The organism is Klebsiella sp. AqSCr, from assembly GCF_008452795.1.
Lineage (GTDB): Bacteria > Pseudomonadota > Gammaproteobacteria > Enterobacterales > Enterobacteriaceae > Klebsiella > Klebsiella pneumoniae.
In genome coordinates, this window is the sequence record NZ_MJDM01000005.1 from 3565474 (window position 1) to 3587286 (window position 21813).

A 21813-nucleotide genomic window follows, 5' to 3' on the forward strand; every position below is an offset into this window, starting at 1 on the left:
GATGCGATGGGGCTATTTTTCCCTGAACGCGACTGGCGCGGTAGCCGGGCTGGTGGTAAAACGGTTATACGTAGCACGTATAGGCAAAAGGAAAATGAAAAGACAAGAGCGTATAGACCGCATTGAGCTGATGCGCACCTATATCCGCATCGTAGAGGCCGGATCGCTCTCCGCCGCCGCAGGGCAGATGGACACTACCCAGGCGACCGTCAGCCGCCGCCTGCAGTCCCTTGAAGGGCTGCTGGGGGTTAAGCTGATCCTGCGCACCACCCATGCGATGAAGCTCACTGACGATGGCGAACGCTGTTATCGTCACGCCCGTCAGGTGGTGGACGCCTGGCTGGCGCTGGAGGATGACCTGCGTATTGCCGACGATCGGCCGGTGGGCGTTCTGCGAGTGCGGGCGCCCCACGCGTTTGGCCAGCAGCAACTGCTGGCGCCGCTGGTGGCATTTCTACAGCGCCATCCGCAGCTGTCGGTGGAGTGGATGCTAAACGATAATACCGTCGACTTCCTCAGCGATAATATCGACTGCGCTATTCGCGTGGGGGCGGAGGTGGATCCAGCAACGGTATCCGTACTGCTGGCGGAAGTGCCGCGCTGCGTAGTGGCTTCTCCTGAGCTGCTGGCGAAGTATCCGCCGTTAACCTCGCTGGAGGCGTTATCGGGCCTGCCATGGATCGCCATTAATACCTTTTATCAGCATGAGGTACGGCTCAGGCATCAGGCAAGCGGGCAGATTGTCTCTACAGCGATTACTCCCTGTCTGAGCACTGACAGTCTTTACGTCGCGCGCAACACCGCGCTGGCGGGGCTGGGGGTGGCGATGGTGTCCAGCTGGACGGTCGTGGAGGATATTGCCGCCGGACGGCTGATTGAGCTGTTCCCGCAGTGGCGACCCGCCTCGCTGCCGGTTCATCTGGTTTATCCCTGGGCGCGCTATTACCCGACACGCCTGCGTAAGTTCCTCGACCTGATGCGGGAGATCATGCCGGATCTCGCCGGGATGCAGCGTCCGCAAAGCGCATAAAAAAACCGGCCAAAGGCCGGTTTTTTTATTAAGCACGCTTACTCGACGGGCTGTGGGCGAGTCGGTTCAGCGGTGGCTTTATGGGTCGCGCTATGACCACCGGCGGCGCCTTTACCTTCAAAGGCGAACGGCGGGCGCACCCAGGTGCTGTGACGCGGTGCTTCCGGGACATAGTCCGGAGCTGGCGCACGGGTCATTGGCGCGGTGGCATGGCGATGACCCGCCACTACGACCGGCTTGCTCACCGGGGGCTCGGCTTTGACCGGTTCGGCAGGGGCCGCTTCGGTCACTGGCGCTTGCTCCACGGTTTCTGCGACCGGGGCGATAGTTTCCACTGGCGCTGCAACGACAGGCGTCGTTTCCACCGCTTCAGGTTCTACCACCACCGGCTCGGGGTCGAGCGTCACTGGCGCGATAGCCTGAGGCGCTTCGACAGCCGGTGCTTCGGTGACCGGCTCCTGAGGCGCTGGCTCGACGGCTGCTGGCGCGACAACTTCCGCAGCATCAACGACCAGCGGCTCGGCGGCCGCTACCGGCTCGACGACTACCGGCTCAGCGGTTACTGGTTCCATGGTAGCCGGCTCGACGGTGACCGGCGCAGCGGTAACGGTTTCAACGACGGCAACCGGGGCCGCTACGGCCTCGACAGTTTTCGCGACGCTGGCGTCCTGAACCTGAACCTCTTCCGGCTGCTGATCCTGCGGACGAACCACCGGGTAGCGGATCCAGACTTTACCGGAAGCCATCTCCGGCGATGCGCAGGCTACGGTCAGCGGCATAGGCGACTGGGTCGGATAGCGTTCGTCACGATAGCGACGACGACGCTGACCGCTGACGCGCAGGTGACGCGGGGAGCGACGTGAGCGACGCGGCATACCGTTCGCTTCACGGGATTCGCCATTTTCGTCCTGGTCCGCAACGCTCTCCACCCCTGCCGGCAGCTCGGCTTTCACCGGCTCGCTGTGCGGAGCGATAACTTCAGCCACTACGGCTTCTGGCACGATCTCGGCAACTGGCTCGACGACAGCGGACTCAACGCGCACTTTCTGTGCCAGCTGGCGCGGTTTACGACGCGGCAGAGTTTGTACACGCTCTTCCTGCTCCGTCTCCTGCACAACCGGCTCTTCGCGAGTCTGCGCTTTGGCTTCCTGCTGCGCCTGACGTTTGTCGTCACTGCGGCGGCGGGTGCGTTCGCGGCGCGGCTGCTGCTCGTCACGGGATTTCGCTTTCTCCGCGTCGTCGCCTGAGGTTTGGCGAACATCACGGGCTTCCACGTTCTGCGACGGCTTCTCGCGACGGTTGCGACGGTTCTCTTCACGCGATTCGCGCGGTTCACGGCCCTCGGCATTGTCCGCACGGGTGTCGCGATTGTCACGGTTATCGCGGTTGTCACGATTGTCGCGGTTATCACGGCGGTCGTTGCGGTCGCGGCGGTTGTTGGCGCGCGGTTTACGACGCTCCTGCTGACGCTCCGGTTTTTCTTCCGCTTTCTTCTCGACCTGAACTTCAGCCGGTTTGGCCTCTTCGGCACCAGAGAAGATATTCTTCAGCGCGCTGAAGAAGCGTGAGAGCAGGCCAGGCTGCGCCGGTGCGGCGGCCGCGACCGGTGCCGCTGCGGCGACAGGCGCGGCGGCAGGCTCTTCGAGCATCGGGGCTGGCGGCGCATCTGGCATGACAAAAGCGGCCAGGGCCGGCTGTTCCGGACGTTTCCGCTCCGCCGGCTCATCGTCGCCTGGCAGCGCCATTTCTTCTTCATGCAGCTTCGGCAGCAGATAGCTCAGCGTTGAGGTTTCTTCACCTTTGCGCACGCGCAGGACGGAGTAGTGCGGCGTTTGCATTTCGTCGTTTGGCACGATAATAACGCGCACATCGCCCTGACGGGATTCGATAGCGCTCACTGCGGCACGTTTTTCGTTCAGCAGATAGGAGGCGATCGGTACCGGAACAATGGCGTGGACTTCTTTGGTATTCTCTTTCAGCGCTTCTTCTTCGATCAGACGCAGAATAGAGAGCGACAGCGATTCGTTATCACGCACGGTGCCGGTGCCGGAGCAGCGCGGGCAGACGTGGTGGCTGGACTCGCCCAGCGACGGGCTCAGGCGCTGACGGGACATCTCCAGCAGGCCGAAGCGCGAAATATGGCTGATCTGAATGCGCGCACGGTCCTGACGGACGGCTTCGCGCAGACGATTCTCCACGGCGCGCTGGTGGCGAACCGGGGTCATATCGATGAAGTCGATAACGATCAGGCCGCCGAGGTCGCGCAGACGCAGCTGGCGGGCAATTTCGTCAGCCGCTTCGAGGTTGGTATTGAAGGCTGTCTCTTCGATATCGCCGCCGCGGGTGGCGCGGGCGGAGTTGATATCGATCGCGGTCAGCGCTTCGGTGCTATCGATAACGATAGACCCGCCGGAAGGCAGGCGCACTTCGCGCTGGAAGGCGGACTCAATTTGCGATTCGATCTGATAATGGCTGAACAGCGGGATTTCACCGGTGTACAGTTTTATTTTGCTGCTGAAATCCGGACGACCCAGCGCGGCGATATGCTGGCGCGCCAGCTCAAGCACTTTCGGGTTATCGATCAGGATTTCGCCGATGTCCTGGCGCAGGTAGTCACGGAAGGCGCGGACAATGACGTTGCTTTCCTGGTGGATCAGGAACGGCGCCGGACGGCTTTCCGCGGCTTTCTGAATCGCTTCCCAGTGCTTCAGGCGGAAGCTCAGGTCCCACTGCAGGGCTTCGGCGGATTTGCCGACGCCAGCGGTGCGAACGATCAGGCCCATGCCGTCCGGAAGCTCCAGGCTCGCCAGCGCTTCTTTCAGTTCGGTACGGTCGTCGCCCTCGATACGGCGGGAAATTCCCCCGGCGCGCGGGTTGTTCGGCATCAGTACCAGATAGCTGCCCGCGAGGCTGATAAAGGTGGTGAGCGCAGCGCCTTTGTTGCCGCGTTCTTCTTTATCAATCTGCACGATAACTTCCTGACCTTCCCGCAGTACGTCTTTGATATTAGGACGACCATGCGCATTGTAGTTGGCGGGGAAGTATTCGCGGGCGATTTCTTTGAGGGGGAGGAAACCATGACGCTCGGCGCCGTAATCAACAAACGCGGCTTCAAGGCTGGGTTCAATGCGGGTGATTTTGCCTTTGTAGATGTTCGCTTTTTTCTGTTCGTGCCCGGGGCTTTCGATATCCAGGTCGTACAGGCGCTGCCCATCAACAAGGGCGACGCGCAACTCTTCCTGCTGAGTTGCGTTGATTAACATTCTTTTCATCGTAACTTACTCATTATTCTTACATTGACGACTAAGCTGCGGGCAGAGTAATGCCTTTCCGGGGGAAAACCGATGGCCTCGTGTCTGGTTCACGTCGCCAACCTCACGGTTGTCGCGCGCTTAAGAGGCGCAGAGTGTCGGTCGCCTGTGTTTCAAACGGAAACACAGCGCAATTATTCAGGGGAACAGCCTGGGATGTATCACCAGAGAATATTCCATTTATACTCGTCGTCTTTCGCGTTGCAGGCATGGTGGCTTAACCTGCTCACCTCGATCTGGCGATCCAGATGAGCTCCCGGGAGTCCCGGAGTTGACGCCTTCCTGCGACTTGAAATCCATAGAGCCTGTACCGGTAAGGACTGCAACCCGCAGCCCGCTAACTGTCTGAAAGATCACAACGTCTTACGCCATTGCTGCGTGGGCGATCGGTCAGACAAAATTGGTCATTCCGCTAATGTCTTGTTCTAACAAGATGCAATACGGAAAACGGTCTCATTATTCCATTGCTAACCTTGTTATAGCAAGTTGACTTTCACCTTTTATCACCCGGTTACTCACAGTTTTATCACCTGCCCATACAGATTGTTCTAATAACAAACAAAATGGCGGTCAGGTAAACCGTGAAAACAGGATAATGATAAATATAAGCATATAAAAATGAGTGGCGCTAATGCGTCCGGCTATTTAGAATCGCGCACCATGAAAACTGAGACCCCAACCGTAAAAATGGTTGCCATTGCTGCTGATGAAGCGGGGCAACGTATCGACAACTTTTTGCGTACGCAATTGAAAGGCGTACCGAAGAGCATGATTTATCGCATCCTGCGTAAAGGCGAGGTGCGGGTAAACAAAAAGCGCGTGAAGCCGGAGTATAAGCTGGAAGCGGGCGATGAAGTCCGTATCCCGCCGGTACGCGTGGCGGAGCGTGAAGAAGAGGCGGTATCGCCGCACCTGCAGAAAGTGGCCGCGCTCTCTGAGGTGATCCTCTATGAAGACGATCATATTCTGGTGCTCAATAAGCCTTCTGGTACTGCGGTACACGGCGGCAGCGGCCTGAGCTTCGGCGTGATTGAAGGGCTGCGCGCCCTGCGCCCGGAGGCGCGCTTCCTTGAGCTGGTGCATCGTCTCGACCGGGATACCTCCGGCGTGCTGCTGGTGGCGAAAAAGCGCTCAGCGCTGCGTTCGCTGCACGAGCAACTGCGCGATAAAGGCATGCAGAAAGATTATCTGGCGCTGGTGCGCGGCCAGTGGCAGTCGCATACCAAAGTGGTCCAGGCCCCGCTGTTGAAGAATATTCTGCAGAGCGGGGAGCGCATCGTTCGCGTGAGTCAGGAAGGCAAGCCGTCGGAGACGCGCTTTAAAGTGGAAGAGCGTTACGAATTCGCCACGCTGGTGCGCTGCAGCCCGGTCACCGGCCGCACGCATCAGATCCGCGTTCATACGCAGTATGCCGGCCATCCTATCGCATTTGACGACCGCTATGGCGACCGCGAGTTCGACAAGCAGCTGTCCGCTACCGGCTTAAACCGCCTGTTCCTGCACGCGGCGGCGCTGAAGTTTACCCACCCGGGGAGCGGGGAGGTGATGCGCGTTGAGGCGCCGCTGGACAACCAGCTGAAGCACTGTTTACAGGTGCTACGGAAGAGCAAATAAGCGCAACGGCGGAATCAGTTCCGCCGTTTTTTTTGCCTCAGCCTAACAGCGGGTTGTAGTTTTCACGGCGCAACATCTGACTGAGCGCGATTAAGGGTAAACCGACCAGGGTGTTCGGGTCGCGGCCTTCCAGCCGTTCGAACAGCGTAATGCCCAATCCTTCGCTCTTGAAACTCCCGGCGCACTGCAGCGGGTTCTCTTTGCGCACATAGCCTTCTATCTCTTTATCACTGAGATGGCGAAAGTGAACGTCAAAGGGTTCGCATTCGGTTTGCAGATGGCCGCTGGCAGAGTTGTACAGCGCCAGTCCGGTATAAAAGGTAATGATTGACCCGCTGGCCTTTCTTAACTGCCTGCGGGCATTTTCCTCGGTGTGCGGTTTGCCGGTGATTTCACCGTCCAGCACGCAAACCTGATCGGAGCCTATAATAAGGTGATTAGGGAAGCGCGTGGCCAGACTTTGCGCTTTGGCCTGCGCCAGCCGGGTGACAAGCTGACGTGCGGATTCATCAGGCCGGGGCGTTTCGTCGACGTCAGGCGCGGCACATTCAAACGGTAAACCCAGTTTTTCCAGCAGCATGCGCCGCCAGGGAGAGGTTGACGCGAGGATAAGATCAGACATATTTTTTCATCCACATATAGCGCTTCGCAGAGCATCATCTTAAACTATGCGCCGCAATGTGTGCGAATAAATGGCAAAAGGCAACCTGAGGCTGCCTTTTTCTTTGACTCTATGACATTACAAAGTTAATATGCGCGCCCTATGCAAAAGGTAAAATTACCCCTGACTCTTGATCCGGTACGCACGGCTCAAAAACGCCTTGATTACGAAGGCATCTATGCCCGCGATCAGGTTGAACGTGTAACCGATTCTGTAGTCAGCGTGGACAGCGATGTGGAATGCAGCATGTCGTTCGCTATCGATAACCAGCGTCTCGCCGTTATTACTGGCGATGCAAAGGTAACGGTAACTCTCGAATGCCAGCGTTGCGGGAAACCGTTCTCCCATCACGTCCACACCACGTATTGTTTTAGCCCCGTCAGAAATGACGAACAGGCCGAAGCACTACCGGAAGCGTATGAGCCGATTGAGGTTAACGAATTCGGTGAAATCGACCTGCAGGCAATGGTCGAGGATGAAATTATCCTCTCCCTGCCCGTAGTTCCGGTGCATGATTCTGAACACTGTGAAGTGTCCGACGCGGACATGGTCTTTGGCGAACTGCCTGAAGAGGCACAAAAACCAAACCCATTTGCCGTATTAGCCAGCTTAAAGCGTAAGTAATTGAGGAGTAAGGTCCATGGCCGTACAACAGAATAAACCAACCCGTTCCAAACGTGGCATGCGTCGTTCCCATGACGCGCTGACCGCAGTCACCAGCCTGTCTGTAGACAAAACTTCTGGTGAGAAACACCTGCGTCACCACATCACTGCCGACGGTTTCTACCGCGGTCGCAAGGTTATCGCTAAGTAATCACGCGATACTCGCAGGATTTCCCGTTGCAGGCCATGGCGGGCGTGTGCGTCCCTGGAAACTCGGTTAACCCGGTCGCTGGGGGCATTTATGCCCGGATTGTTGCGTCTGCAGCGTGAATATTCGCGGGTGCCAGCGTGATGAAGCTTAGTGAGGACTCCCCGGGCAACTGGGGAATCACCGAACCGGGCAGCGACGATACCTTGACACGTCTAACCCTGGCGTTAGATGTCATGGGGGGCGATTTCGGCCCATCCGTGACGGTGCCTGCAGCACTGCAGGCACTGAACTCTAATTCGCAACTCACACTTCTTTTAGTCGGCGATCCCGACGCCATCACGCCATTACTCGCCAAAGCTGACTTCGAACAACGTTCGCGTCTGCAGATTATTCCTGCGCAGTCAGTTATTGCCAGTGATGCGCGACCCGCACAGGCTATCCGCAGCAGTCGCGGAAGCTCAATGCGCGTGGCGCTGGAGCTTGTGAAAGAAGGGCGGGCGCAAGCCTGCGTCAGCGCTGGCAACACCGGCGCGCTGATGGGTCTGGCGAAACTGCTGCTCAAACCGATCGAAGGTATTGAGCGGCCGGCGCTGGTGACGGTTTTACCGCACCAGCAGAAGGGCAAAACCGTGGTGCTGGATCTCGGCGCCAACGTCGATTGCGACAGCACGATGCTGGTGCAGTTCGCGGTAATGGGCGCGGTGCTGGCGGAAGAAGTAGTCGGCATTGCCAACCCCCGCGTCGCTTTGTTGAACATCGGCGAAGAAGAGATGAAAGGCCTCGGCAGCATCCGCGATGCTGCCGCAGTGCTCAAAACGCTGCCTTCCCTCAACTACATCGGCTATCTTGAAGCCAATGAACTGTTGACCGGAAAAACCGATGTGCTGGTTTGTGATGGATTCACGGGCAACGTCACATTAAAAACCATGGAAGGTGTTGTCAGAATGTTCCTTTCACTGCTGAAATCTCAGGGAGAGGGCAAAAAACGGTCGTGGTGGCTGCTGTTACTAAAACGTTGGTTACAAAAAAGCCTGGCGAGGCGATTCAGTCACCTCAACCCCGACCAGTATAATGGCGCCTGTCTGTTAGGATTGCGCGGTTCCGTGATCAAGAGTCATGGTGCTGCCAATCAACGCGCCTTTAGCGTCGCGATAGAGCAGGCAGTGCAGGCGGTGCAGCGGCAGATCCCTCAGCGGATCGCCGCGCGCCTGGAATCTTTATACCCAGCTGGTTTCGAGCTGCCGGAAAGCGACAGTGACGTGAACGCCCGACAGCAAAGCGGGACGAATGGCCACGATTGACGCCGCGGCGGTTGAACGAGGCGGGTATATCACCCAAGAGTGACTGAGCGTACATGTATACGAAGATTATTGGTACCGGCAGCTATCTGCCCGAGCAAGTGCGTACAAACGCCGACCTGGAAAAAATGGTAGAAACCTCTGACGAGTGGATTGTCACCCGCACAGGTATCCGTGAGCGTCGTATTGCCGCAGCGCATGAAACAGTTGCTACGATGGGCTTTGAAGCCGCAAAGCAGGCGCTGGCGATGGCGGGCGTGTCCGCGGAGCAAATTGGTCTGATTATCGTTGCGACCACCTCCGGCACGCACGCGTTTCCGAGTTCTGCATGCCAGATCCAGTCAATGCTGGGCGTTAAGGGTTGCCCGGCGTTTGATGTCGCCGCCGCCTGCGCCGGTTTCACCTATGCGCTAAGCGTCGCCGATCAGTATGTGAAGAACGGCGCGGTAGATTATGCGCTGGTTGTTGGCGCCGATGTGCTGGCGCGCACCTGCGATCCGGCGGATCGCGGAACGATTATTATTTTCGGCGACGGCGCCGGCGCGGTTGTACTGGGCGCCTCCGAAGAGCCGGGCATTATCTCGACGCATCTGCATGCCGACGGCAGCTATGGCGAACTGCTGACCCTGCCGAACGCCGATCGTGTCGATCCGGAAAACCCGATCTATCTGACGATGGCCGGCAACGAAGTCTTCAAAGTGGCGGTCACCGAGCTGGCGCACATCGTTGATGAGACGCTGGCAGCGAATAATCTTGAACGTTCAGCGCTGGACTGGCTGGTGCCGCATCAGGCTAACCTGCGTATTATCAGCGCGACGGCGAAGAAACTGGGTATGTCGATGGATAACGTCGTTGTGACCCTCGACCGCCATGGCAACACCTCCGCGGCGTCAGTCCCTTGCGCGCTGGATGAGGCCGTCCGCGATGGCCGTATTCAGCGCGGTCAGCTGATTTTGCTGGAAGCCTTTGGTGGCGGTTTCACCTGGGGTTCCGCGCTGGTTCGTTTTTAGTATAAGGATTTAAACATGACGCAATTCGCATTTGTGTTCCCGGGGCAGGGCTCTCAGGCCGTAGGCATGCTGGCCGAAATGGCTGCCGCCTGGCCGGTCATTGAAGAGACCTTCGGTGAAGCTTCCGCAGCGTTGGGTTACGATCTGTGGGCGCTGACGCAACAGGGCCCGGCAGAAGAACTGAATAAGACCTGGCAGACTCAACCGGCGCTGCTCGCCGCCTCCGTGGCGCTGTACCGCGTCTGGCAACAGCAGGGCGGCAAAGCGCCAGCGCTGCTGGCGGGTCACAGCCTCGGCGAATACTCCGCGCTGGTATGCGCGGGCGTTATCGGTTTCGCTGATGCCGTTCGCCTGGTTGAGCTGCGTGGTAAATTCATGCAGGAAGCCGTACCGGAAGGTACCGGCGCCATGTCCGCGATTATCGGTCTGGACGACGCCGCTATCGCCAAAGCCTGTGAAGAGTCTGCCGAAGGGCAGGTGGTCTCTCCGGTAAACTACAATTCTCCGGGCCAGGTGGTTATCGCCGGGCACAAAGAGGCCGTTGAACGCGCTGGCGCCGCCTGTAAAGCCGCCGGCGCCAAACGCGCGCTGCCGCTGCCGGTGAGCGTGCCGTCCCACTGCGCGCTGATGAAGCCAGCCGCAGAAAAACTGGCGGTAGAGCTGCAGAAGATCACCTTCAACGCGCCGACGATTCCGGTGGTGAATAACGTCGACGTGAAGTGCGAAACCGCGCCGGACGCCATTCGCGACGCGCTGGTGCGCCAGCTGTACAGCCCGGTGCAGTGGACCAAAACCGTTGAGTTTATGGCTGCCGAGGGCGTATCGCATCTGTATGAGGTTGGCCCGGGTAAAGTCCTCACCGGCCTGACCAAACGTATTGTTGACACCCTGACCGCTTCCGCGCTTAACGAGCCGGCGGCGATGTCTGCGGCGCTTGAGCAATAAAAGAGGAAAACCATGAGTTTTGAAGGAAAAATCGCGCTGGTTACCGGTGCAAGCCGCGGTATTGGCCGTGCTATCGCTGAAACGCTCGTCGCCCGTGGCGCGAAAGTTATCGGTACTGCGACCAGCGAAAGCGGCGCGCAGGCGATCAGCGACTATTTAGGCGCCAATGGTAAAGGTCTGATGTTGAATGTGACCGACCCGGCATCTATTGAATCTGTTCTGGAAAATGTGCGCGCAGAGTTTGGCGAAGTGGATATCCTGGTGAATAATGCCGGGATCACTCGCGACAATCTGTTAATGCGCATGAAAGATGACGAGTGGAACGATATTATCGAAACCAACCTGTCATCGGTTTTCCGTCTGTCAAAAGCGGTAATGCGCGCTATGATGAAAAAGCGTCATGGACGTATTATCACTATCGGTTCTGTGGTTGGTACCATGGGAAATGCGGGTCAGGCCAACTACGCCGCGGCGAAAGCGGGTCTGATCGGCTTCAGTAAATCACTGGCGCGTGAAGTTGCGTCCCGCGGTATTACTGTAAACGTTGTTGCTCCGGGCTTTATTGAAACGGACATGACGCGTGCGCTGACCGATGAGCAGCGTGCGGGTACGCTGGCGGCAGTTCCTGCGGGGCGCCTTGGCACCCCAAATGAAATCGCCAGCGCGGTTGCATTTTTAGCCTCTGACGAAGCAAGTTACATCACTGGTGAAACGCTGCACGTCAACGGCGGAATGTACATGGTCTGACCGAGATTTGTGCAAAACGTTCAGGAACCGCGCACTTCGCACGGTTCTCTGTGCGGTTTTGTGCGAAAAGATTTGCGTTCTTAGGGCAAACGGCCTCAAAATAGCGCAAAATCGTGGTAAGACCTGCCGGGATTTAGTTGCAAATTTTTCAACATTTTATACACTACGAAAACCATCGCGAAAGCGAGTTTTGATAGGAAATTTAAGAGTATGAGCACTATCGAAGAACGCGTTAAGAAAATTATCGGCGAGCAGCTGGGCGTTAAGCAGGAAGAAGTTACCAACAATGCTTCCTTCGTTGAAGACCTGGGCGCTGATTCTCTTGACACCGTTGAGCTGGTAATGGCTCTGGAAGAAGAGTTTGATACTGAGATTCCGGACGAAGAAGCTGAGAAAATCACCACCGTTCAGGCTGCCATTGATTACATCAACGGCCACCAGGCGTAAGTGAACATCTCCAGGCGGTCATTCGACCGCCTGAGTTTTATCTTTTTATTGTCCCACAAGAATCTATTTTCCCTCCCTGGAGGACAAACGTGTCTAAGCGTCGTGTAGTTGTGACCGGACTGGGCATGTTGTCTCCTGTCGGCAATACCGTAGAGTCTACCTGGAAAGCTCTCCTTGCCGGTCAGAGTGGCATCAGCCTGATCGACCATTTCGATACTAGCGCCTATGCAACGAAATTTGCTGGCTTAGTAAAGGATTTTAACTGTGATGACATTATCTCGCGCAAAGAACAGCGCAAGATGGATGCCTTCATTCAATATGGAATTGTCGCTGGCGTTCAGGCCATGCAGGATTCTGGCCTTGAAGTGACGGAAGAGAATGCAACCCGTATTGGCGCCGCTATCGGCTCCGGTATCGGCGGTCTCGGCTTGATCGAAGAAAACCACAGTTCGCTGGTTAACGGCGGACCGCGCAAGATCAGCCCATTCTTCGTTCCTTCCACAATTGTTAACATGGTGGCCGGCCATCTGACCATCATGTTTGGTCTGCGTGGGCCAAGTATCTCTATCGCGACCGCGTGTACTTCAGGCGTGCACAACATCGGCCAGGCCGCGCGCATCATCGCCTATGGCGATGCCGATGCGATGGTGGCAGGCGGCGCGGAAAAAGCCAGTACCCCGCTTGGCGTGGGCGGCTTCGGCGCGGCGCGTGCGCTCTCCACGCGCAATGACAACCCGCAGGCGGCGAGCCGTCCGTGGGATAAAGATCGTGACGGCTTCGTGCTGGGCGACGGCGCGGGTATGGTGGTGCTGGAAGAGTACGAGCATGCCAAAAAACGCGGCGCCAAAATCTACGCCGAGATCGTTGGCTTCGGCATGAGCAGCGATGCTTACCACATGACGTCACCGCCGGAAGATGGCGCGGGCGCCGCGCTGGCAATGGTGAATGCTATTCGCGATGCGGGCATCGAACCGGGCCAGATCGGCTACGTCAACGCCCACGGCACCTCGACGCCGGCCGGCGATAAAGCGGAAGCGCAGGCGGTTAAGTCTGTCTTCGGTGATGCGGCGAGCCGCGTACTGGTGAGCTCTACCAAATCCATGACCGGGCATCTGCTGGGTGCGGCAGGGGCGGTAGAGTCGATTTACTCTATCCTGGCGCTGCGCGATCAGGCGGTTCCGCCGACGATCAACCTCGACAACCCGGATGAAGGCTGCGACCTCGACTTCGTTCCACACGAAGCGCGTCAGGTTTCCGGTATGGAGTACACCCTGTGCAACTCCTTCGGCTTTGGCGGCACTAACGGTTCGCTGATCTTCAAAAAAGTGTGACAGGGCTTGCCCCGGTACTGCTTTAACAAAAGGCCCGTTCATCGGGCCTTTTTTATTCAGCTTTCTCCCCTTGTTCTCTGCTCTGGGTCCTGACACACTGACCGACCAGTGAAAAGGAGTCCTTTATGTTCTTGATAAACGGCGTTGTACAGGACACGTTGGCAGCGAACGATCGCGCCACCCAGTTTGGCGACGGCTGTTTTACCACCGCCCGCATCCAGCAAGGGCAGGTTGCGCTACTGGACGCCCATCTGCAGCGTTTGCAGACAACCTGTGAAAAATTACATATCCCATTTAACGACTGGCTGACGCTGAGCGAAGAGATGCAGCGTCTGGCTCGGCCGCACGCGCAGGGCGTGCTCAAGGTGACTCTCACCCGCGGCGTTGGGGGAAGGGGATACAGTACGGCAGGCTGCGTGTCGCCCACTCGCATTCTCAGCTTCTCTCCATTCCCGGCGCATTATGCGCGCTGGCGGGAGGAGGGCATTACTCTGACCCAGAGTCCGGTGCCCCTGGGGCGCAACTCCTGGCTTGCCGGCCTGAAGCACCTTAATCGCCTTGAGCAGGTACTGATCCGCTCTCATCTTGAGCAGACGGACGCCGATGAGGCGCTGGTCCTTGACAGTGACGGGTGGCTTACGGAATGCTGTGCCGCGAATTTATTCTGGCGTCAGGGACGTGATGTATTTACTCCGCGACTCGATTATGCCGGGGTCAACGGCATTATGCGGCAGCGCTGTATCGCGCAGCTGGCACCATCGACGTTTCGCGTTGTCGAAGTGACAGCGCGTCCCGAGACGTTGCGGGAGGCCGATGAAGTGCTGATCTGCAATGCGCTGATGCCGCTGGTGCCGGTTCGCCGCTGGGAGGAGACCACCTGGTCCTCGCGTGAGCTTTACCATTTTTTAGCCCCTTTGTGTGAGCTGTCTGGTTAGTATGAAGAAAATGTTACGTTTTATCCTGTTGCTGGTCGTGCTGTTGGGCATCGCCGCGGCGGCAGGCATGTGGAAGGTACGCCAGCTGGCGGACAGCAAGCTGCTGATTAAGGAAGAGACCATCTTTACCCTCGAAGCAGGCACCGGCCGGCTGGCGCTGGGCCAGGATCTCTATCGCGAGAAGGTGATCAATCGCCCGCGCGTTTTCCAGTGGCTGCTGCGGGTGGAACCTGAGCTGTCTCACTTCAAGGCCGGGACCTATCGCTTCACGCCGCAAATGACGGTGCGCGAGATGTTGCAGCTGCTGGCCAGCGGCAAAGAGGCGCAGTTTCCGCTGCGCTTTGTCGAAGGCATGCGCGTCAGCGACTACCTGCGCCAGCTGCGCGATGCCCCGTACGTGAAGCACACGCTTGAAGACGATAGCTACGCGACGGTGGCTAAGGCATTAGGTCTTGAGCATGCCGACTGGGTAGAGGGCTGGTTCTGGCCGGATACCTGGATGTACACCGCCAACACCAGCGATATCGCCATCCTCAAGCGCGCGCATCAGAAAATGGTCGCCGAAGTGGCGAAGGTCTGGGAAGGACGGATGGAGAATCTGCCCTATGCCGATCAGAACCAGCTGTTGACCATGGCCTCGATTATTGAAAAAGAGACCGCGGTAGCGGAAGAGCGCGACCGCGTCGCGTCGGTATTTATCAACCGCCTGCGCATCGGTATGCGCTTGCAGACCGATCCGACCGTAATCTACGGGATGGGCGCAGGATATACTGGTAAGTTAACGCGTAAGGATCTCGAGACGCCGACCGCATACAATACTTATACCATCAGCGGTTTGCCGCCGGGCCCTATCGCGGTGCCGGGCGAGGCCTCGCTGAAGGCGGCCGCCCATCCGGCGAAAACGCCATATCTTTATTTCGTCGCCGACGGGAAAGGGGGCCATACGTTTACCACAAACCTGGTCAGTCATAACCGTGCGGTGCAGGATTATCTGAAAGTACTTAAGGAAAAAAATGCGCAGTAACTATATCGTCATCGAGGGGCTGGAGGGCGCCGGGAAGACCACCGCACGTCAACTGGTGGTGGAGACGCTGCAGTCGGCGGGTATTCACGATATGGTGTTTACCCGCGAGCCGGGGGGCACAATCCTTGCCGAAAAACTGCGTAGCCTGGTGCTGGATATCCAGTCCACGGGCGATGAAGTGATTAACGATAAAGCGGAAGTGCTGATGTTTTACGCGGCGCGCGTCCAGTTGGTGGAGACCGTGATTAAGCCCGCGCTGGCCCGCGGCCAGTGGGTGATCGGCGATCGTCACGATCTGTCGACGCAGGCCTATCAGGGCGGCGGCCGGGGAATTGACCGCACGATGCTGGCGACGCTGCGCGACGCGGTACTCGGTGATTTTCGCCCCAATCTGACGCTGTATCTCGACGTCACGCCGGAAGTGGGGCTGCAGCGCGCCCGGGCCCGCGGCGAGCTGGATCGCATTGAGCAGGAGTCCATGAACTTTTTCAACCGTACCCGCGCGCGCTATCTTGAGCTGGCCGCCGCCGATCCTTCTATCCGCACGGTTGACGCAACTCAGCCGCTGGATGCCGTGGCGCGCGACATTCGCGCCACGATCGCCCAGTGGATGGCGGAGCAAGCGGCATGAAATGGTATCCGTGGCTGCGCCCCTCGTTCGAGCAACTGGTCGGTAGCTATCAGGCCGGACGAGGCCACCACGCCTTACTGTTACAGTCCCTGAACGGGATGGGCGGCGAGGCGTTGATTTACGCGCTGTGCCGCTTCCTGATGTGCCGCCAGCCCGAAGGACATAAAAGCTGCGGCCACTGCCATAGCTGTCAGCTGATGCAGGCCGGCACGCACCCCGATTACTATGCGCTCAGCCCCGAGAAGGGCAAGAGCGCGCTGGGTATTGACGCGGTGCGCGATGTCAATGAAAAGCTCTATGAACATGCGCGCCTTGGTGGGGCAAAAGTGGTCTGGATTAGCGATGCTGCCTTGCTGACCGATGCCGCCGCCAACGCGTTGCTGAAAACGCTGGAGGAGCCCCCGGAGAATACCTGGTTCTTCCTCGCCTGCGAGGAGCCGGCGCGTCTGCTGACCACTCTGCGCAGCCGCTGTCGCCTGCATCATCTGGCGCCGCCGTCTGAGCCTTATGCTCTGGCCTGGCTGGAGCGTGAGGTGAGCCTGCCGCAGGAGTCATTGTTGACCGCGTTACGCCTGTGCGCCAGCGCGCCGGCTGCGGCGCTCGAACTGTTACAGGAACCGCTGTGGACGGCGCGGCAGCAGTTGTGTCAGGCGCTGGCGGCTACCCTGGCGAGCGGTGACTGGCTGGCGCTGCTGCCGATACTCAATCATGAACAGGCGGCGGTTCGCCTGCACTGGCTGGCGTCGCTGCTGGTCGATGCGCAAAAACGACAGCAGGGGATTACCCTGGTGAGTAACCCTGACGTCTGGCCGCTGCTGGAGCAGCTGGCGCACAGCCTGCCCGCCGCCCGGCTGCAGGCGATTGCCCATGACGTCTGTACCTGCCGCGAGCAATTGCTCAACGTTGTCGGTGTCAACCGCGAACTGCTGCTTACCGAGCGCCTGCTGTGCTGGGAACATTACCTGCAACCCGGGACGGTTTTACCCGTCTCCCACCTCTGAGTGAGACATTATGTTTTTAGTCGACTCCCACTGCCATCTTGATGGTCTGGATTATCAAACTCTACACAAAAACGTCGACGACGTGCTGGCAAAAGCGGCCGCACGCGATGTGAAATTTTGCCTCGCCGTCGCCACGACGCTGCCTGGCTACCGCAGTATGCGCGAACTGGTGGGGACGCGTGACAACGTCGTCTTCTCCTGTGGCGTACACCCATTAAACCAGGACGAGCCCTGGGAGGTAGAGACTCTGCGCGCGCTGGCAGCGGAAGAGGGCGTCGTGGCGATGGGGGAGACCGGTCTGGATTATTTTTATACCCCGGAAACTAAAGCCCAACAGCAAAGCTCGTTCCGCGACCACATTCGTATCGGCCGTGAGCTCAATAAGCCGGTGATCGTCCATACCCGTGACGCGCGTGCCGATACTCTGGCTATTTTGCGCGAAGAAAAGGTGACGGATTGCGGTGGCGTACTACACTGTTTCACTGAGGACAGGGAGACAGCGGGCAAGCTGCTCGATATGGGGTTCTATATCTCGTTTTCCGGTATCGTCACTTTTCGTAACGCCGAGCAGCTGCGTGATGCGGCGCGCTACGTGCCGCTGGATCGCCTGCTGGTTGAAACCGATTCGCCGTACCTGGCGCCGGTCCCCCACCGCGGCAAAGAGAACCAGCCGGCGCTGGTCCGTGACGTTGCCGAGTATATGGCGGTACTGAAGGGAGTGTCGCTTGAGCAGCTGGCTCAGCAGACCACCGACAATTTTGCCACCCTGTTCCACATCGACCCCGCCCGTTTGCAACCTGCTTGATCTGCTTATTATTTTAAGGCTCGTAATTAATAGCCAAAGCGAGTAAAGTTCACCGCCACAAAAGTGGCGGTGAAGGTTTTTTAGCAACATCTGGATACAATTTATGTAAGTTGATGTAAATTTTTACCGGAAGGCTGATTGAAACGTGATAGCCGTCAAACAATCATCCCGTTAATTATTTTACTCTGTGTAATAAATAAAGGGCGCTTAGATGTCCTGTCCACGGCACGGTTCTCCCCCCGGGCCAATGCGTGAAAGCGTAAAAAAGTACCAAATACTCAGGAGCACTCTCAATTATGTTTAAGAATGCATTTGCTAACCTGCAGAAGGTCGGTAAATCGCTGATGCTGCCGGTATCCGTACTGCCTATCGCAGGTATCCTGCTGGGCGTCGGTTCCGCTAACTTCAGCTGGCTGCCAGCCGTGGTCTCCCACGTTATGGCAGAAGCAGGCGGTTCAGTTTTCGCCAATATGCCGCTGATCTTCGCTATCGGTGTGGCCCTCGGCTTCACCAATAACGACGGTGTATCCGCACTGGCTGCAGTCGTGGCTTACGGCATCATGGTGAAAACCATGGCGGTTGTTGCGCCGCTGGTGCTGCATTTACCTGCTGACGAGATTGCGGCAAAACACCTTGCTGATACCGGCGTGCTTGGCGGTATTATCTCCGGTGCTATCGCCGCCTACATGTTCAACCGCTTCTATCGCATCAAGCTGCCAGAATATCTCGGCTTCTTTGCGGGCAAGCGTTTTGTGCCGATTATCTCTGGTCTGGCCGCTATCTTCACCGGCGTGATCCTCTCCTTCATTTGGCCGCCGATCGGCTCCGCGATCCAAACCTTCTCCCAGTGGGCTGCTTATCAGAACCCAGTGGTGGCGTTTGGTATCTACGGTTTCATCGAACGTTGCCTGGTGCCGTTTGGTCTGCATCACATCTGGAACGTTCCTTTCCAGATGCAGATCGGCGAATACACCAACGCGGCTGGTCAGGTGTTCCACGGCGATATCCCGCGCTACATGGCAGGCGACCCGACGGCGGGCAAACTGTCTGGCGGCTTCCTGTTCAAAATGTATGGTCTGCCGGCAGCGGCTATCGCGATTTGGCACTCTGCTAAACCGGAAAACCGCGCCAAAGTGGGCGGTATCATGATCTCCGCCGCGCTGACCTCGTTCCTGACCGGTATCACCGAGCCGATCGAGTTCTCGTTCATGTTCGTGGCGCCGATCCTGTACGTTATCCATGCCATTCTGGCGGGCCTGGCGTTCCCGATCTGTATCCTGCTGGGTATGCGTGACGGTACCTCGTTCTCTCACGGCCTGATCGACTTTATCGTGCTGTCCGGTAACAGCAGCAAGCTGTGGCTGTTCCCGATTGTTGGTATCTGCTATGCGATCGTGTACTACGTCATTTTCCGTGTGCTGATTAAAGCCCTGGATCTGAAAACTCCGGGTCGTGAAGACACCACCGAAGAGAGCAAAGCTGGCGCCACCAGCGAGATGGCTCCGGCTCTGGTCGCCGCTTTCGGCGGTAAAGAGAACATCACCAACCTCGACGCATGTATTACTCGTCTGCGTGTTAGCGTGGCGGATGTAGCGAAAGTTGACCAGGCTGGCCTGAAAAAACTGGGCGCCGCTGGCGTGGTAGTGGCAGGTTCTGGCGTACAGGCCATCTTCGGTACCAAGTCCGATAACCTGAAAACTGAAATGGATGAGTACATCCGTAACAGTTAAGACGTAGTATCGGGGAGACTAAGGCAGCCAACTGGCTGCCTTTTTTATGCGCTAAAGTCGGTGCCCCACAAGCGATAACCCTGAAAACAGTCCACCATATGCTTATTCCCTCAGCAGCTAAGTCTATAGTTGAATAAGAAAAAGAGCTTTCAGGTTGAAAGAGAGGGAGAATGTCGCTCATACTCTTAGCGGAACCTGTGCGTCCGCGTTTATCTGCAGAAGCAGGCCAGCGCACGGGATAAAACTTATAAGGAATCAGTCATGGCAGAAGAAACGATTTTCAGCAAAATCATTCGCCGGGAGATCCCGTCGGATATTGTCTATCAGGATGAGCTTGTGACCGCTTTTCGCGACATCTCCCCGCAGGCGCCCACCCATATTCTGATTGTCCCGAATGTTCTGATTCCTACCGTAAATGACGTCACCGCTGAACATGAGCTGGCGCTGGGCCGGATGATGACCGTCGCGGCGAAGATCGCCCGCGATGAAGGTCTTGCCGACGATGGCTATCGGTTGATCGTCAACTGCAACCGCCACGGCGGCCAGGAAGTGTACCATATCCATATGCATCTGCTGGGCGGTCGTCCGCTTGGCCCGATGCTGGCGCACAAAGGCTAACGTCATGCTCAGGACCCTTTTGGGCGCGTGTCTGGCGGCGGGGCTACTCGCCGGGTGTAGTTCACACCCGGAGATCCCGGTTTCTGACCAGCAGGCGCTGGTGATGGAGTCGAGCGTGCTGGCGGCGGGGATCAGCGCCAGCGAGCCTGCCGTCGTGGCGACAGAGATTCAGGCTACCGCCTCCTCAACGCTATATAACGAGCGCCAGCAGCCGGTTACCGTGCACTATCGTTTTTTCTGGTATGACGCCCGAGGGCTGGAGATGCATCCGCTGGACGCGCCGCGCACCATCGTGGTACCGGCCCGCTCCTCGGTCACGTTATATGGCAGCGCCAATATCCTGGGGGCGCATAAGGCCCGCCTTTATCTTTATCTGTAAGGGGTAATTATAATGATGAAAATGTGTCGCTATGCGTTAATCACAGCACTGGCGATATTCCTCGCAGGCTGTGCGGGGTTGCGGGAGCAGCCCGCGCCGGTAGAAGAGGCCAAACCGCAGCCGCAGCAGCCTGCGCAGCCGCAGCCCACGGTGCCGACCGTACCGGCGGTGCCCTCTGTCCCGGCGCAGCCTGGGCCGATTGAGCATCAGGATCAGCAGTCGGGTCAGCCGGCGCCGCGCGTGCGTCATTATGACTGGAACGGCGCGGTTCAGCCGCTGGTGGGGCAGATGTTGCAGGCGAGTGGGGTCAATGCCGGCAGTATTCTGCTGGTTGACAGCGTGAACAACCGCACCAACGGTTCGCTGAATGCTGGAGAAGCCACCACTGCGCTACGTAGTGCGCTGGCCGGTAACGGCAAATTTACCCTGGTATCGGCGCAGCAGCTGGCGGTCGCCAAGCAGCAGCTGGGCCTGTCGCCGCAGGACAGCCTCGGCAGCCGCAGCAAAGCCATGGGCATCGCCCGCAACGTGGGCGCGCAGTATGTGCTTTACTCCAATGCCACCGGCAACGTCAACGCGCCTGAGCTGAAAATGCAGCTCATGCTGGTGCAAACCGGTGAGATTATCTGGTCAGGTAAAGGTGCTGTTCAGCAACAATAAGCTAACGCGCGACGAGCTCTTGTCGCGCTTCTTTCCCCATTATCATCCTGTCGCCTCGCTGAGCCAGAGTGGCCTCAGCGGCGGCAGTGTGATTATCAGCGACGGCGACCGGCGGCACGTGCTGCGTCAGCCGCACGATCCGTCTGCCGCCACTTACTATTTTCGCCGTCAGTATCACGCACTCCGCCGACTGCCTGCCAGGCTGGCGCCAACCCCGCTGTTTTACTCACCCTGCTGGATGGTGGTGGAGTATTGCGCAGGGGAGGTGAAAAGCGAGTTACCGGCCTCCCCGCAGCTGTCAGGCTTATTGTATGATTTGCATCAGCAACCGCGGTTTGGCTGGCGGGTTAGCCTCACACCACTGCTGGCCCAGTACTGGCAGAGGTGCGATCCGGCGCGGCGCAAGCCGCGTTGGCTGCGCTGGCATCAGCGGCTGCGCCGCCAGGGCGAGCCCCGTCCCCTGCGGCTGGCGCCGCTGCACATGGACGTCCATGCCGGCAATATTATTCATAATGAGTCCGGCCTGAGGCTGATCGACTGGGAATATGCCGGCGATGGCGATATCGCGCTGGAGCTGGCCGCGGTGTGGATCACGCCTGGCGAGCGCCGTCGGCTGGTAGAAGCGTATGCCCGGCGGGCGGCCATCGACGCGCAGCTGCTTTGGCGGCAGGTTGTACTCTGGCGCCCGTGGGTACTGCTGTTGATGGCGGGCTGGTATGAAATGCGCTGGCGGCAGAGCGGGGACCGGCAATTTATCACGCTGGCAGATGAAACATGGTGTCAGTTAGACAACGAACGTAAAGGATAAGAGAGGTCAGTGTG

22 protein-coding genes are annotated in these 21813 nt (G+C 58.1%); 20 read left to right on the forward strand and 2 right to left on the reverse strand.

Translation table 11 applies throughout. The features are described from left to right. Position 1 precedes the first annotated feature (1 nt). Complete coding sequence (locus BHE81_RS21375; RefSeq protein WP_004218670.1) at positions 2–1030, forward strand: LysR family transcriptional regulator; 1029 nt, start codon at positions 2–4, stop codon at positions 1028–1030. Positions 1031–1068: 38 nt separating this feature from the next. On the opposite strand, the gene rne is transcribed toward BHE81_RS21375, so the two are convergent. Beyond that, the gene (gene rne, locus BHE81_RS21380) at positions 1069–4302 is read right to left on the reverse strand and encodes a ribonuclease E (RefSeq protein ID WP_004893010.1); all 3234 of its coding nucleotides are present in this window, start codon (positions 4300–4302) and stop codon (positions 1069–1071) included. Between the two features lie 699 nt (positions 4303–5001). On the opposite strand from rne, the gene rluC reads away from it, so the two are divergent. Beyond that, positions 5002–5955 carry a 23S rRNA pseudouridine(955/2504/2580) synthase RluC gene (rluC, locus tag BHE81_RS21385; protein WP_002899271.1) on the forward strand — a complete coding sequence of 318 codons (954 nt, stop codon included), beginning with the start codon at positions 5002–5004 and terminating at the stop codon, positions 5953–5955. Between the two features lie 37 nt (positions 5956–5992). Here the strand turns inward: rluC and BHE81_RS21390 are convergent, their stop codons facing one another. Continuing rightward, positions 5993–6577, reverse strand: coding sequence for a Maf family protein (locus BHE81_RS21390; RefSeq protein ID WP_014907850.1), 585 nt, complete (start codon positions 6575–6577; stop codon positions 5993–5995). A 141-nt stretch (positions 6578–6718) separates the two neighbouring features. Between BHE81_RS21390 and yceD the strand changes: the two genes are divergently transcribed. The 18 genes from yceD to thiK all read left to right on the forward strand — a co-directional run bounded on the left by yceD (position 6719) and on the right by thiK (position 21799). Further along, complete coding sequence (yceD, locus tag BHE81_RS21395) at positions 6719–7240, forward strand: 23S rRNA accumulation protein YceD (protein WP_002899276.1); 522 nt, start codon at positions 6719–6721, stop codon at positions 7238–7240. A 16-nt stretch (positions 7241–7256) separates the two neighbouring features. After that, positions 7257–7430 carry a 50S ribosomal protein L32 gene (gene rpmF / locus BHE81_RS21400; RefSeq protein ID WP_000290724.1) on the forward strand — a complete coding sequence of 58 codons (174 nt, stop codon included), beginning with the start codon at positions 7257–7259 and terminating at the stop codon, positions 7428–7430. A 203-nt stretch (positions 7431–7633) separates the two neighbouring features. Then, complete coding sequence (gene plsX / locus BHE81_RS21405) at positions 7634–8731, forward strand: phosphate acyltransferase PlsX (protein WP_004224085.1); 1098 nt, start codon at positions 7634–7636, stop codon at positions 8729–8731. 53 nt (positions 8732–8784) lie between these two features. Continuing rightward, on the forward strand, positions 8785–9738 hold the full coding sequence (locus BHE81_RS21410; protein ID WP_002899288.1) for a beta-ketoacyl-ACP synthase III: 954 nt from the start codon (positions 8785–8787) through the stop codon (positions 9736–9738). Between the two features lie 15 nt (positions 9739–9753). After that, a complete protein-coding gene (fabD, locus tag BHE81_RS21415; protein WP_002899289.1) occupies positions 9754–10683 on the forward strand; it encodes an ACP S-malonyltransferase in 930 nt (309 codons plus the stop codon). 12 nt (positions 10684–10695) lie between these two features. After that, complete coding sequence (gene fabG, locus BHE81_RS21420) at positions 10696–11430, forward strand: 3-oxoacyl-ACP reductase FabG (RefSeq protein ID WP_002899294.1); 735 nt, start codon at positions 10696–10698, stop codon at positions 11428–11430. 210 nt (positions 11431–11640) lie between these two features. Then, on the forward strand, positions 11641–11877 hold the full coding sequence (acpP, locus tag BHE81_RS21425; RefSeq protein WP_000103754.1) for an acyl carrier protein: 237 nt from the start codon (positions 11641–11643) through the stop codon (positions 11875–11877). An 89-nt stretch (positions 11878–11966) separates the two neighbouring features. Then, positions 11967–13208: a beta-ketoacyl-ACP synthase II gene (fabF, locus tag BHE81_RS21430; protein ID WP_002900666.1), complete on the forward strand. Its 1242-nt coding sequence runs from the start codon at positions 11967–11969 to the stop codon at positions 13206–13208. 125 nt (positions 13209–13333) lie between these two features. Further along, complete coding sequence (gene pabC, locus BHE81_RS21435; RefSeq protein WP_002900669.1) at positions 13334–14143, forward strand: aminodeoxychorismate lyase; 810 nt, start codon at positions 13334–13336, stop codon at positions 14141–14143. 1 nt (position 14144) lies between these two features. Next, entirely contained in the window at positions 14145–15167 is a 1023-nt protein-coding gene (gene yceG, locus BHE81_RS21440; RefSeq protein ID WP_002900671.1) for a cell division protein YceG, read from the forward strand. Further along, positions 15157–15798 (forward strand): dTMP kinase, encoded by a 642-nt coding sequence (gene tmk, locus BHE81_RS21445; RefSeq protein ID WP_002900674.1) that lies wholly within the window; start codon positions 15157–15159, stop codon positions 15796–15798. The genes yceG and tmk overlap by 11 nt, the downstream gene beginning before the upstream one ends. Then, the gene (gene holB, locus BHE81_RS21450) at positions 15795–16799 is read left to right on the forward strand and encodes a DNA polymerase III subunit delta' (RefSeq protein ID WP_110246676.1); all 1005 of its coding nucleotides are present in this window, start codon (positions 15795–15797) and stop codon (positions 16797–16799) included. The genes tmk and holB overlap by 4 nt, the downstream gene beginning before the upstream one ends. A gap of 10 nt (positions 16800–16809) precedes the next feature. Next, on the forward strand, positions 16810–17604 hold the full coding sequence (locus tag BHE81_RS21455; protein ID WP_004140680.1) for a metal-dependent hydrolase: 795 nt from the start codon (positions 16810–16812) through the stop codon (positions 17602–17604). Positions 17605–17900: 296 nt separating this feature from the next. Continuing rightward, positions 17901–19334, forward strand: a complete 1434-nt coding sequence (ptsG, locus tag BHE81_RS21460) for a PTS glucose transporter subunit IIBC (protein ID WP_002900680.1) — start codon at positions 17901–17903, stop codon at positions 19332–19334. Between the two features lie 261 nt (positions 19335–19595). Continuing rightward, positions 19596–19952: a purine nucleoside phosphoramidase gene (gene hinT / locus BHE81_RS21465; RefSeq protein ID WP_002900681.1), complete on the forward strand. Its 357-nt coding sequence runs from the start codon at positions 19596–19598 to the stop codon at positions 19950–19952. A gap of 4 nt (positions 19953–19956) precedes the next feature. Beyond that, complete coding sequence (locus tag BHE81_RS21470) at positions 19957–20331, forward strand: YcfL family protein (RefSeq protein WP_002900683.1); 375 nt, start codon at positions 19957–19959, stop codon at positions 20329–20331. 21 nt (positions 20332–20352) lie between these two features. Further along, positions 20353–20991, forward strand: a complete 639-nt coding sequence (lpoB, locus tag BHE81_RS21475; protein ID WP_014342994.1) for a penicillin-binding protein activator LpoB — start codon at positions 20353–20355, stop codon at positions 20989–20991. Then, positions 20972–21799, forward strand: coding sequence for a thiamine kinase (gene thiK / locus BHE81_RS21480; RefSeq protein ID WP_014907847.1), 828 nt, complete (start codon positions 20972–20974; stop codon positions 21797–21799). The genes lpoB and thiK overlap by 20 nt, the downstream gene beginning before the upstream one ends. Positions 21800–21813 lie beyond the last annotated feature (14 nt).

Bases quoted from the DNA above. Each gene is read 5' to 3' on its own strand.
- yceD (WP_002899276.1), top strand. From the start codon at position 6,719: ATGCAAAAGGTAAAATTACCCCTGACTCTTGATCCGGTACGCACGGCT.
- rpmF (WP_000290724.1), top strand. From the start codon at position 7,257: ATGGCCGTACAACAGAATAAACCAACCCGTTCCAAACGTGGCATGCGT.
- yceG (WP_002900671.1), top strand. From the start codon at position 14,145: ATGAAGAAAATGTTACGTTTTATCCTGTTGCTGGTCGTGCTGTTGGGC.
- BHE81_RS21410 (WP_002899288.1), top strand. From the start codon at position 8,785: ATGTATACGAAGATTATTGGTACCGGCAGCTATCTGCCCGAGCAAGTG.
- pabC (WP_002900669.1), top strand. From the start codon at position 13,334: ATGTTCTTGATAAACGGCGTTGTACAGGACACGTTGGCAGCGAACGAT.
- acpP (WP_000103754.1), top strand. From the start codon at position 11,641: ATGAGCACTATCGAAGAACGCGTTAAGAAAATTATCGGCGAGCAGCTG.
- holB (WP_110246676.1), top strand. From the start codon at position 15,795: ATGAAATGGTATCCGTGGCTGCGCCCCTCGTTCGAGCAACTGGTCGGT.
- BHE81_RS21375 (WP_004218670.1), top strand. From the start codon at position 2: ATGCGATGGGGCTATTTTTCCCTGAACGCGACTGGCGCGGTAGCCGGG.
- hinT (WP_002900681.1), top strand. From the start codon at position 19,596: ATGGCAGAAGAAACGATTTTCAGCAAAATCATTCGCCGGGAGATCCCG.
- rne (WP_004893010.1), bottom strand. From the start codon at position 4,302: ATGAAAAGAATGTTAATCAACGCAACTCAGCAGGAAGAGTTGCGCGTC.
- BHE81_RS21390 (WP_014907850.1), bottom strand. From the start codon at position 6,577: ATGTCTGATCTTATCCTCGCGTCAACCTCTCCCTGGCGGCGCATGCTG.
- rluC (WP_002899271.1), top strand. From the start codon at position 5,002: ATGAAAACTGAGACCCCAACCGTAAAAATGGTTGCCATTGCTGCTGAT.
- fabG (WP_002899294.1), top strand. From the start codon at position 10,696: ATGAGTTTTGAAGGAAAAATCGCGCTGGTTACCGGTGCAAGCCGCGGT.
- BHE81_RS21455 (WP_004140680.1), top strand. From the start codon at position 16,810: ATGTTTTTAGTCGACTCCCACTGCCATCTTGATGGTCTGGATTATCAA.
- lpoB (WP_014342994.1), top strand. From the start codon at position 20,353: ATGTGTCGCTATGCGTTAATCACAGCACTGGCGATATTCCTCGCAGGC.
- tmk (WP_002900674.1), top strand. From the start codon at position 15,157: ATGCGCAGTAACTATATCGTCATCGAGGGGCTGGAGGGCGCCGGGAAG.
- fabD (WP_002899289.1), top strand. From the start codon at position 9,754: ATGACGCAATTCGCATTTGTGTTCCCGGGGCAGGGCTCTCAGGCCGTA.
- ptsG (WP_002900680.1), top strand. From the start codon at position 17,901: ATGTTTAAGAATGCATTTGCTAACCTGCAGAAGGTCGGTAAATCGCTG.
- BHE81_RS21470 (WP_002900683.1), top strand. From the start codon at position 19,957: ATGCTCAGGACCCTTTTGGGCGCGTGTCTGGCGGCGGGGCTACTCGCC.